This window comes from Lentzea sp. NPDC004789, from assembly GCF_053601075.1.
Genome location: NZ_JBSGBE010000011.1, coordinates 292069 through 302372 on the forward strand (window position 1 = coordinate 292069; position 10304 = coordinate 302372).

15 protein-coding genes are annotated in these 10304 nt (G+C 67.6%); 4 read left to right on the forward strand and 11 right to left on the reverse strand.

All coding sequences use genetic code 11. The features are described 5' to 3' along the window. Window position 1: 1 nt before the first annotated feature. A complete protein-coding gene (locus ACWEIJ_RS25570; protein WP_449839763.1) occupies window positions 2-3145 on the reverse strand; it encodes a CHAT domain-containing protein in 3144 nt (1047 codons plus the stop codon). Then, a complete protein-coding gene (locus ACWEIJ_RS25575) occupies window positions 3145-4038 on the reverse strand; it encodes a hypothetical protein (RefSeq protein WP_449839764.1) in 894 nt (297 codons plus the stop codon). Before ACWEIJ_RS25575 ends, ACWEIJ_RS25570 begins: the two co-directional genes overlap by 1 nt. Between ACWEIJ_RS25575 and ACWEIJ_RS25580 the strand changes: the two genes are divergently transcribed. Genes ACWEIJ_RS25580 through ACWEIJ_RS25590 form a run of 3 tightly spaced genes read left to right on the forward strand, consistent with a single transcriptional unit; the run spans window position 4037 to window position 5252 of the window. Further along, window positions 4037-4159, forward strand: coding sequence for a hypothetical protein (locus ACWEIJ_RS25580; RefSeq protein ID WP_449839765.1), 123 nt, complete (start codon window positions 4037-4039; stop codon window positions 4157-4159). The two genes, ACWEIJ_RS25575 and ACWEIJ_RS25580, sit on opposite strands and share 2 nt — an antisense overlap. A gap of 6 nt (window positions 4160-4165) precedes the next feature. Continuing rightward, window positions 4166-4879 (forward strand): DUF6338 family protein, encoded by a 714-nt coding sequence (locus tag ACWEIJ_RS25585; RefSeq protein WP_449839766.1) that lies wholly within the window; start codon window positions 4166-4168, stop codon window positions 4877-4879. Further along, window positions 4821-5252: a hypothetical protein gene (locus ACWEIJ_RS25590; RefSeq protein WP_449839767.1), complete on the forward strand. Its 432-nt coding sequence runs from the start codon at window positions 4821-4823 to the stop codon at window positions 5250-5252. Before ACWEIJ_RS25585 ends, ACWEIJ_RS25590 begins: the two co-directional genes overlap by 59 nt. 11 nt (window positions 5253-5263) lie before the next feature. Here the strand turns inward: ACWEIJ_RS25590 and ACWEIJ_RS25595 are convergent, their stop codons facing one another. Further along, entirely contained in the window at window positions 5264-5416 is a 153-nt protein-coding gene (locus tag ACWEIJ_RS25595) for a hypothetical protein (RefSeq protein ID WP_449839768.1), read from the reverse strand. Further along, a complete protein-coding gene (locus ACWEIJ_RS25600; RefSeq protein ID WP_449839769.1) occupies window positions 5409-5783 on the reverse strand; it encodes a glycosyltransferase in 375 nt (124 codons plus the stop codon). The genes ACWEIJ_RS25595 and ACWEIJ_RS25600 overlap by 8 nt, the downstream gene beginning before the upstream one ends. 65 nt (window positions 5784-5848) lie before the next feature. Between ACWEIJ_RS25600 and ACWEIJ_RS25605 the strand changes: the two genes are divergently transcribed. After that, the gene (locus ACWEIJ_RS25605; RefSeq protein WP_449839770.1) at window positions 5849-6094 is read left to right on the forward strand and encodes a hypothetical protein; all 246 of its coding nucleotides are present in this window, start codon (window positions 5849-5851) and stop codon (window positions 6092-6094) included. A gap of 8 nt (window positions 6095-6102) precedes the next feature. Here the strand turns inward: ACWEIJ_RS25605 and ACWEIJ_RS25610 are convergent, their stop codons facing one another. The 7 genes from ACWEIJ_RS25610 to ACWEIJ_RS25640 all read right to left on the reverse strand — a co-directional run. Further along, window positions 6103-6255, reverse strand: coding sequence for a hypothetical protein (locus ACWEIJ_RS25610; RefSeq protein WP_449839771.1), 153 nt, complete (start codon window positions 6253-6255; stop codon window positions 6103-6105). A 264-nt stretch (window positions 6256-6519) separates the two neighbouring features. Further along, window positions 6520-6873 (reverse strand): YbaB/EbfC family nucleoid-associated protein, encoded by a 354-nt coding sequence (locus tag ACWEIJ_RS25615; RefSeq protein WP_449839772.1) that lies wholly within the window; start codon window positions 6871-6873, stop codon window positions 6520-6522. Between the two features lie 54 nt (window positions 6874-6927). Then, window positions 6928-7356 (reverse strand): hypothetical protein, encoded by a 429-nt coding sequence (locus tag ACWEIJ_RS25620; RefSeq protein WP_449839773.1) that lies wholly within the window; start codon window positions 7354-7356, stop codon window positions 6928-6930. A gap of 72 nt (window positions 7357-7428) precedes the next feature. Then, window positions 7429-7881, reverse strand: a complete 453-nt coding sequence (locus tag ACWEIJ_RS25625; RefSeq protein WP_449839774.1) for a hypothetical protein — start codon at window positions 7879-7881, stop codon at window positions 7429-7431. Beyond that, window positions 7878-9323 (reverse strand): hypothetical protein, encoded by a 1446-nt coding sequence (locus tag ACWEIJ_RS25630; protein WP_449839775.1) that lies wholly within the window; start codon window positions 9321-9323, stop codon window positions 7878-7880. Before ACWEIJ_RS25630 ends, ACWEIJ_RS25625 begins: the two co-directional genes overlap by 4 nt. Continuing rightward, a complete protein-coding gene (locus tag ACWEIJ_RS25635) occupies window positions 9320-10117 on the reverse strand; it encodes a hypothetical protein (RefSeq protein WP_449839776.1) in 798 nt (265 codons plus the stop codon). Before ACWEIJ_RS25635 ends, ACWEIJ_RS25630 begins: the two co-directional genes overlap by 4 nt. Next, on the reverse strand, window positions 10114-10304 hold a 191-nt coding region (locus ACWEIJ_RS25640), incomplete at its 5' end, for a hypothetical protein (protein WP_449839777.1). The genes ACWEIJ_RS25635 and ACWEIJ_RS25640, both read right to left, overlap by 4 nt.

The following is a 10304-nucleotide window of genomic DNA, read 5'->3' on the forward strand; positions in this document are numbered from 1 at the left end:
ATCACACTCCACTGTGGACGAAAGACGCCCAGTGGAACACCTCGTGCTGTTCGCGCGCGGCACGGATCGCGCCATGCAACGCGTACGCGGCCCTGTCGGCGTCGCCCCGCAGATCCGCGTAGAAGCAGAAGGCGACACGACCAGCGAACTCGCCCTCGATCGGCCACGAGGTCGCCACCACCTGACGGTATCCGGCCTGCTGGAAAGCGCCGGACAGGTGGACCGGCTCGTTCACCAGGTCTGCGCGGCCGCGTGCCGTCTCGCACGCGCTGAGGAACGCGAGTTCGGCCCCTCTCAGGCGCAGAGCGGAGATCTGCCTGCCGGACAACGGATTCCGGCCACCGTCGTAGTCGAACGGCAACAGGCACGCGCTGTCCCGCTCGTACCTGCGGACGACGCCATGGCCCGCGAAGTGGAACCACTGGTGAGCGGGAAGTTCCCCCAGGATGCGCTCGCGGGTCGCCTGCGCGTCGATCAGGACCGTCCCACGCCCGACCTGCCGGTGCACGGCCAGTGCCTCGGGCTTCGCGGTGGGCAGCGGGGGCTGCGGCGGGGCATCGGCGACACCGACCGCCAGCACCGACGGCGGCCCGGTCCGGACCACCGGGCGCAGCGCGCTCTCGACGAGCATCCGCACCGTCGGCGTGTACGAGGACACCACCCGGTCGAGGGTCGACTCACCCGGTGCCGGAACGGTGCCGGACGCCGGGTAGTGCCCGGCAGCGTGCAACGGCACCGTGCTGAGCAGACCTGCCGGGCACCACCAGATCCGTTGCGGCGCCGAGGATGCGGTCGCCACACCGAGAGCGGTGAGCACCGGCCGGGCCGCCGTCTGCCAGAGCCACGTCAGCACGGCCCGCATGGCCTGGGCCGCCTCAGTGGCCGTGGCCTCGTCCTGGATCTGGCCGACGGCGGTCAGGAACAGCACCACCTGCCTGAGCATCGCGGCGTGGTCCAGTCGCGGAAGCGGCACCACGCGGACTTCACCACGGCCCAGGACGATCGCGTCGGATCTGATCCCGCTGACGTTCACCAGGACGACCGTCCGGTCGCCGAGCGCGGCCACCAGGCGCTCGCACGGCGGTGGGGTGAGGAAGGTGCCGACTTCCCCACCCAGCGCACGGATCTCGTCCAGCACCTGTTCGTGCCGCCGATGCGCGTCGTCGCGCTGCTGTCCGCTGCTCGCGACCTCGATGGCGCGCAACGCGTCGGTGTACCGGGCCGCGAGCTCGCCCGACGCCCCGCGGAGTCGTTCGAGCCACTGACGTTCAAGATGAGGGTGGTCGACGACCACGCCCCGGCCTTGCTCGAGGAACTCCACGGCGAGTGCCGGCTGTCCGGTCTGCAACGCACAGGCCGCTGCGTCCGAGGCGAGCTCACCGACCTCGCTCAGCACAGCGAGCCGGTCCTCGTGCCGCCACGCCCGCGGTGCCAGCGTGCCGAGCAGGTCCAGCGCCTGCCGGTAGACGTTCAGCGCGCCGTCCCAGTCGTTCTCCTCGGCCAGATACCGCGCCAGCGCGATCGCGTGGCCGATCCGGGTCAGCGGTGCCGCGGCGGGCATCTCCACGATCGTGCGGCGCAGGCCGACCATCTCAGCCGCTCGTTCGGTGTTCCGCCCGTGCCGCAGCCGGTGTTGCAGGATCTGCGCCAGGTTGCCGAGCATGGTCGACTTGGCGTCGTCCTGCCGGTCGCTCGCCGCGATCAGCCCGCGCAGCACCGTCTCGGGCTCGTCGAGCACGGTGATCGGCAGGCCCGCGTCGACCTGGGTCAGCGCGACCTTCGTCAGGGTGACCACCAGGAGTTCGTACCCCTGCGGGGTCAACCTGTCCGTGTTCAGCTGCTCGACGCAGAGCCGCCGTGCCTCGGCGAGCGGAGCGGGATCGCCTGAACGCTCGGATGATTCGATCAACCCGGTGACGAAGTTGTTCACCAGCACCGGCCTGCCCGCACTGCTGAGCGGCGTGTCGTCGACCGCGTGGCGGAGATGGCGCAGCCCGGCCCGCACGTCACCGTCGGCGAACCGGGGGTCGAGCCGGCGGCGCGCACGATCCAGGTAGAGGCCACCCAGCACCGACCGGACCATCGGCGTGAACGGGTCCTGGGCAGGTGCTGCCCTGGCACTGCGCTCGAGCTGCTCGATCGCTGTCTCGAGATCCTCGGGAGAACCTGTTCGGCTGGCCCGTGCCCTCAGCGTCGTGGCCAGTGCGTAGAGAATCCCGCCGAAGTCGAGTTCGTCCTCCGCGGTGTTGGCCAAGGCCTCGGAAAGGAGTGCCACGGCGTCGTCCAAAAAGGACTCTTGACCCGTACTCCGGTACTGGTCCCTGCGGACGTTGCCCAGGCTCAGCAGCACACCGGCGCGCTGCCGGCCGGTGGAAGGGATCACCGCGAGCGCTCGTTCCAGCACCTGAGAGGCCTGTTCCAGCACAGCGCGGTCCAGGCTCACCGTCGCCAGCTCGCACAGCGCGACGCCCCACCTGATCAGGTAGGTGGCCCTGTCCTCGGCCGAGGCTGAAACGACGCTCGACGCTTCCCGCGCCAACTCCGCGGACTCGTACAACGCACTCATGTCGTTCACATGGCGGTAGAGGCTGAACAACAAGGCACTCAATTGCGATTGCGCCATCGCACGCTGATCCGGGGCGAACGACAGCATGACGGCCTTGCGGCCCAGGTCGATCGCCTCGTGCAGAACGGCCAGGTCACCCGTGAGGTCGTAGCGACATTTGACGACCGTGGACAGGCCACCGAAGAGCACACCGACGGTCGGGGCGAGCCGGATCGCCGCACGGTACGCCGAGTCCGCGACGTCGAGATCACTCTCGTCGGAGTTCTGCTCGTACCGGTCGGCGCGCACCTGACCGAGATTGTTGAGGTACACGACCAGGTCCGGGTCATCGGCCGCGGCGTTGGTCACGGCGGCCTCGGCCGCCACGATCGCGGCGTCGAGGTGGACGATGTCGTTCGTGCGGACGTGGATGTCCCGCAGCACCCTGCTCAACGTGGTGAACCGCGCGGACGACCGGGGGTCCTCCTGGGTGCCCCGGACCAACAGTTCGTGTGCTCGCAGGAGCGACTCGGGCCGTCCTTCGGCGCGGTAGTGCTGGAGCAGGTTCTCGGCCTCGTCGACGAGCGGGTCGCGCGCCATCAGCGCCCCTCGTGCAGGGGCGGTATCTCGTCACCGCACTCCCACAGGAAGCTGTCCGGTCCCGTCATGAGTTCGTGCACGCGTTTCATCATGCGCCGCAACGGGTCGTGGCTTCGCGGATCCCAGTCCCACAGGAAGTCGATGATGCGGTCGGGCACGTGGAGGACACCCGTGCCGCCCTGGAACTCCGCCAGGAACCGTGTGCGGGCGGCCTCGTCGCCGACCTGGTCGAAGAACTTCATCGCGGCGTGGTCGATCAAAGTGGCGCGCACGCGCTGGATGATCGCGATGAAGTTCTCCTGGGACTCCGGTTTTCCCGTCGCGCGCAGTACGCCGAGGTAGAAGTCGGGCCACAGCTCCGGGATGTCCCGAGGTCCCGGAGCTGTCGCAACCAGGTACTGGTCGACCGCCCGCGCGAAGGCGTTCGCCTCGTCTGCGGTGAAGAACGTCGGCGCGTAGAGGCCCGGTCCCTGGAACGCCACGAGGTAGTTGCCGTTCGGCCTCACGAGCAACTCGGTCGCGTGGATGCGGTCGCCGCCCGCCTCGTTGATCACCCGGCCGCGCTTGACCTGGACCACCCGTTCCGCGGTGACCACACTGACGCCCGCGTTGCCGGCCACGTCGACGCCGACGCCGCGCACCTGCTCGGATTCCCGCAGCAGCGCGAGAATGCCTTCTTGTTCCTTGACAAGCTTCTTCCGGGAAGCGCGATCGGAGTTGACCAGCTTCGCGAAGAGCCTGCTGTCAGGTTCCGGATCTTGGGAGAACAAGCCCATCGGCCCCTCCTCGGACTTGACGACCGTCGCGCACCGCTCTTCGCGGGTTGCGCCTTTCGCGTTACACGTGAACGAATCGCTAACACCGAACCAGACCCCGCCGATGTGCACGAACATGAAGCCATCGCAGGGCGACCAGCCGTCGGAGTGGAGGTCCTATGTGGACGATGACGACGACGTCGTCTTCGAGCCGCCGGAAGTGTTCGCGCCCAAGCCACCGCCGCCGGACAAGAAGTAGGCCGGCGTGCCACCGACCACGGTCGCGGCATTCGTTTTCCTGATCGCGGCCCTGTCACCGGGATTCGTGTACCACCGGATGCTCGCGCGGTTCCAGCCTCGCGACCACCGCAGCCCGCTCGTCGAGCTCGCGGAGATGGCGACGGCCGGAGCCCTCACCACCGCGTTCGCGATCGCGGCGGTGCTGGGGATCGGCGAACTGGTGCCGGCGCTGCTCTCCCCCGCTGACCTGGTGGGCGATCCGAACGCGCTACGGGCCAGGCCGTGGAGCGTGCTCGGATCCGTGGTGCTGGCTCTGCTGCTGAGTCTCGCGCTCGCCGCCGCCGCGGGATGGCTGTGGATCCGCAAGATCGTCAAAGCGCCGAGCCGGATGCGGGAGGGCACGGTGTGGATCGGCGTGCTCGCGGCGAAACGGGAGGGGAAACCGGCTTTCCTGGCCGTGGAACTCGACGACGGCAGAGTCGTGGAGGGCGTCTTCCGCGCGGTGTCGGGATTGGAGGATCCCGCACGGGACGCGCTCGTCCTGCGTCGGCCCGTGCTCGTCTCCGGTCCCGGCGACACACCACGCACTCTCGTCGACGAGGACTTCGTGCTGCTCCCGAGATCGATCATCCGCGCGGTGCACGGAACGTACGCGTTGAAGCAGAAGAAAGGTGAGACAGGTGGGACTCTTCTCCAGGCGCAAGACCGGGCAGCCGTCGAACAGCACGCCGGAACGTGACATCCCGGCGCTCAACCCGGCGTGGTTCGAAGAACAGCTCAGGAACGCGGGAAAGCCGGTCACGAAGCACAACGCGGCCGCGGCGGCGCGGCTCACGAGCGCCAACCTGGCGCTCAACGCGCACCGGTGGCTCGGTCTCATCGGCACCCCGCTGGACAGGAGGCAATGGGACCAGCGCTTCCACCGCCCCGACGCGGACATCGAGGCCGCACTGGCGAGACCGGACGAGATGATCGACTTCCTGTGGGCGGTCAGTCCCCGCGTCCACCCCGGCCTGCGGGACTTCGTGAGCAGCATGGCCGAGACCTTCCACAACGCCGCACAGGACTTCGGCGACGAGCTTCCCGCCGACATGTGGGGCACGAAGCGCTGACGATCAGCGGATCAGTGCTTCCGCACGAGGGAGTGCAACTCCGCCAACAGTTCTCCGGCCGCCATCGCCCAGGTGCGCCGGGCGGCCATCTCCTCGCGGAGCACCCGCGCCGCCGCGAACGCCGGCTCCGGGTTGTTCAGCAGGGCCGCCAGCGCATCACCCACCCCACCTCAGGGTATCGGCCTTCTCGTCGTCGGTTACGGGGATCAGGCGGCTCGTCAGCTCGACGGAGAGGTCGTTCCGCTCCTCCTCCAGCAACGCACCGAGACCACTGCGCTTGCTCACCAGCGTCGGCACCCCGAGGGCGATCGCCTCCAGCCCGGCGAGGCCGAAACCTTCCGCGCGTGAGGGCATGGCGACGACCGTCGACTGGTGGAGGTCCTGCACCGGGGTCGCCGCGTCGGCGGAGTGCGGACGGGCCACGACGCGGAGCGGTACCGGGCCCGCCAGTTTCCGAACGTGCTCGACCAGGGCGGTGCCGTCGCCGTCCAGCACACCGCGCAGGACGAGTTCGACTTCGGGATCGTGCACGCCTCGGTGCGCCAGCGCACGAGCGAGCAGCCGCTGTCGTACAGCGCCTGGAGTTGTTGCGGCGCATGAACTCCCGGTTGCGGTCGGTGGCCATCAAATGGCCGCAGCTCGTCGTGGACAGCCTGGACGAACGGCTGGACGTGACCGGCTTTCGGCTCGACGGTGAGCAGGCCGCGGATCGGGAGCTGCCCGGCCCGCGCCGTCTTGCCGATGACGAGCCCGAGCTTCCCCGGCCGCGTGGACCGGTGAATGATCTGGGCGCATCGGTGTTGCCGCCGACTGGGGTGCAGTTCCTCGCGCCTGAGGCCTGAGCATGAGTTCACTTCGAGGTCTTGCCATCTTCCGGCTCGATGCTCTTCTGTCGCAGAGCGTGATCGCTGATGGTTGAAGCCACGTCGCGGACAGGGCCCTGAACTGCGTCAGCGGCGACTTTCAGGTCCTCCGCGCCGCCCTTGTCGTACACGTCCTTCAAGAACTGAAGTCGCATCCGATAGCGCCACAGCCCAATACCTGCCGTGACCCCCGAACTGGCGGCTGCTACCAGCGCCTTGCCGCACTCACTCCACTCCCTCCTGCTTCCCGTGACAGGTCGACGTCAACCCGGTTCACCTCCAGCAAGACGCTGCACGGCCGCGAAGCCCGTCGAGCGGACGAATCCCGAACCCTGATCGATCTTGGTTCCGAAGTGACCCTCATGCGATTCGCGGTGGTACTCGGGACGCCCGCTAAGCAACCACTACGGCCGCCGGTAGATCGAGTTGTCACTGAAGTCCTCATCCTCGACCGGCCTCGGCATAGGCTTCCGCGGTTCAGGAGTACCGAACGCCGGCACCGACACATCAGTGTCGAGCTGTCCTGCCTGACCACCGACCGCGTTGCGGAACTCGCCCAGCACGTTGGCCGCGGCGCCTTCCCTCGCCTGCCGCACCAATGCCATGAGCATCGCGGCGAGCTCCGGGTCCTGCGCGATCCTGAGATCAAGTAGGGCACCGTTCGGCGCCACCGTCACGGTCAACGCCTTGTCCTCGGAGGTAACGGTCTGCCCCGCCGCCTCCAGGTTGCGGCGAAACGCGACCGCGCTGCGCTGCAACTCAGCCGTCTTGCCTCGAAATCGGCCAGCCATTCATCCGGAGTCATCGTCCACTCACCTCGTCGTCGCTCTCGGCCCGTACTTCTCCTCGGGAGATCCAGAACCCTGGCCGAGCCCACCCTGGTAGATCACCGGACCAGGCGTCGCCGACCCGCTGCCGAGCCCGCTGCCCTCGGAATGGACCACCAGGTTGACCTTGACATCGTTTGACGACGTCTTCTGCCAGAAGTTCCGTCGGGCGACCTCCTGCAACTGGCCGATCACCGTGTCCTTGTCGACATCCCCGCCGATCGTGACGTCCAGGTACATGACCTGCCCCTGATCCAGCCCATGGCGGTACTCATAGGTCGCATCGACCACCTCCGGCAGCGCCTTCCAGTCAGTGACCGTCTGCTTGCCGAAGCTGTCCACACCCTCGTAGTACTGCTCGGTGACACTGCACCCAGTCAGCACGCCCACCGTTGCAAGCAGACTGCCCAGCACGGCCGAACGCAACCTCATCCCCCATGCCACCTGAGTAGGTGCGTGGCTCGAAATCCCAGACCTCATCCGCACTCACCTCTCGGTCGGCCTGGGCCCGTACTTCTCACGTCCGACTTTCTCAGGCACACCAATCGTTTCTCTGAATATCGCCCTGTCGCCGCCTGCCCCGTCCTCGACAGGCGGGTTGTCCGAGGAGTAGGCGACGAACCGCAACGACAAGTCGTAGGCGTCGTACGCGGTGCTCAGCCAGTAGTCGCGGATCGCGATGTCCTTCAGCTTGGCGATGGCCGCGTTGGAGTCCGACTCCGCTCGGATGATGACGATCACGTACATGATCTGGCCCTGATCGACGCCGTGCCGGTAGTCGTGCCTCGCGTCGGCGACCTCCGGCTGTTCCTTCCAGTCGGCCACGATCTTCTTTCCGAGTTCATCCACGTCCTCGTGGTATTGAGAGAACACGTTGCACCCGCTCAGCAGACCGACCAGCACGACGACCAGACCTACCAACCTCACGACGGCGCTCAATTCACGCCCTCCCTCGCCACTCGGTGGCGCACCCTCTGCGAATCAAGGCCACTGCCCTGAGTGAACGCGCCAGTGCTGTCCAGGAAACGCCGCACCGACGGCTCCGAGCTCTTGTCGAGCTGGCCTGCGACCGCGACGTAGTTGCCGTCGGCGCGAGGCCTGTCGGGATGATCGGGGTCGTAACGGTAGCCACCGATCCCGTGGTTGCCGCCGATGGTGCCGGTCTGGTTCTCGAAAGTGACCGTCGTGCGGTTCGACGTGTTCGGGTTGTCGCTGGCGTCAAGGCGCGGAACGATGTCGTTCTTGTTCTCCAGCGACAGCATCTGCACGTTGTCGGGAATGTCAATCCGCCCAACTGGAGAACCGGCGGTGACCACGTGTGTCACGTTGTACCCGCTTGCAACCAGGTTGCTGGTGGACTGGGCGGCAACGATGCCGCCCTGGCTGTGGCCGACCAGCATCACCGGCACGCCGCTGCCCTGCGCACCGGCCTCCCGCCGTGCCCTCTCGATCCCCATTTGCAGGACTGTGTTGTTCCCAGCCATGGCGTCGATGTTGACGCCTGAGTCGTTGGCACTCTTGGGATCCCACGGCGCGTTCCAGTCCTTGGTGCCAGGGATGTCGACGATGTAGCCGGTCACCTTGCCGTTGGCGTCCTTGATGACACGTACATCGAGGTTGCTGTCGTCCTTGTCGTTGTTCGGATCGTTGCGCACGTCAAGACCCAGCATGATTTCCCGCAAGTTGTGAGGCCCGGGATCAGGCAAGGGCATCAAAGCGGCGACATGAGCGGTGCCATCAGCGTAGGTCGCGGCCAGCAGGTCCAATGTGGTGGCCAGATCCACGGGCAAGCCGAGCGACGACAACATGCCGGGCGACATACCGATCAGCGTGTCGACCATGCCAGGATGATCGACCAGCCACTTCTCCCAGTCACCGTCGTAGTTGGTGTACACGTCCGCGGCGATCGCGGTGCCGGCTGCCAGCGCGGCGGCGACCGTACCTCCTGGCGCTGAAGCGACCGCCAGACCCGTCATCCAGCGCGAGGCGTCGAGTCCCCTGGCCGCGAGCTCGTCGGCAGCCTCGTATGCCAGCTTCGTGGCACGCAGAGCATCACCGCGCAGACCGATGACCACGGACGTGGCGTTGAGGCCGGTAGGCCCGTCGAGGGCCATGGCCATGGCCGCCTCGAACTTTGCCACCCCGGACGGATTCAGCAGAGCCGAGGCCAGTACGTCCGGCTCGGCGAGAAACTTGTGCCCGGCGAGTGCGGTCTTGAGCGTGTCACCGGCGACTTCATCGGTGAGAGCGCTCATCGCCACGAGGTCCTCGCCCTTGGCCCGGAATCCGCCGGCACCGCCGCTGACCTGGATGTTCGCAACTGGGGCGATCCCCACTTCCCGTGACGTCGGACCGCCGGGTTCCACAGGCTTGTCGCTCATCCCAGTGCTCCTGCCACTGCCGGGGCGACCCACACGCCGAGATCCTCACGAGCGGTCGGTTCCAGTCGCACCATCCGACGTCCCGATCCGTCCGGTTCGGGTTCGAGACCGCTCCGGCCACCATCGGTGTGCACCCAGCTGACCTGAGACGTCATCCCGTTGCGGCCGACGACAAGACACCGCAACGCCCCATCCGTCTCGGCCGCCACCTGCTGAGCGAGCGCAGCCTCTCCGCAGTACAGGTTCAACCTCGCGGCCACGGCAGCTGGACCACCGGGATCGGTATCCCGAAACAGCCGAGCGGCACCCATTTCCTGCAACACCGCGAGCGGCAAGCGGCCACGCAACGGGGTCTGCTCCGGTCCCGCTCCGCCCAGGCGTGACTCGATCCCGGCGTTGGAGTCCTGGCTCTCGGGCGGAACGGCCCGGATCAGCTCCTTGCCCAGATCAGCCGAGGCGAACATCGACATCTCCACCGCACCGTCGCCCAAGTCGAACAACGACGCCCCCAACGGGCCGGAAATCGCGTGCATGCTGTGCAGCCCCTTGTCGCCGATCGCCGCGACCGTGTCCAGCATGACCATCGGCAACGCCAAGATCTCCAAGTTCTTGACCACCGACCGGTGCACCTCGCCGCCCACCCCGGCGACCACGCGCTTCTTGATCAGTCCCGCCTCGGCAGGGCCGATATCGGCGGACGGCCTCCACGCCGGTGGCAGTTCAACGCCGGTGCGCTCGACCAGATACGCGAGCTCGCCTGCGGTGAGCACCAGCCGGTGTGGTGCCGGGGTCACGCGGGCACCCCCTGCCCGCGCAGGTACTCGCCGACCTCGAGCCACGCCTTGTCGCCCGCGGGCGGCAGGTTGTCCGGGCCCCACTTCCAGCCTGTCCACGGCGGCTGGGGAGGCTGCGGCGGTTGACCACTGCTGAAACCCAGCGCGTCCGCGACACCGTTCGCGATATCCCGTACCGCTTGGTTGA

Bases quoted from the DNA above. Each gene is read 5' to 3' on its own strand.
- ACWEIJ_RS25570 (WP_449839763.1), bottom strand. From the start codon at position 3,145: ATGGCGCGCGACCCGCTCGTCGACGAGGCCGAGAACCTGCTCCAGCAC.
- ACWEIJ_RS25630 (WP_449839775.1), bottom strand. From the start codon at position 9,323: ATGAGCGACAAGCCTGTGGAACCCGGCGGTCCGACGTCACGGGAAGTG.
- ACWEIJ_RS25575 (WP_449839764.1), bottom strand. From the start codon at position 4,038: ATGTTCGTGCACATCGGCGGGGTCTGGTTCGGTGTTAGCGATTCGTTC.
- ACWEIJ_RS25605 (WP_449839770.1), top strand. From the start codon at position 5,849: ATGAACTCCCGGTTGCGGTCGGTGGCCATCAAATGGCCGCAGCTCGTC.
- ACWEIJ_RS25580 (WP_449839765.1), top strand. From the start codon at position 4,037: ATGAAGCCATCGCAGGGCGACCAGCCGTCGGAGTGGAGGTCCTATGTG.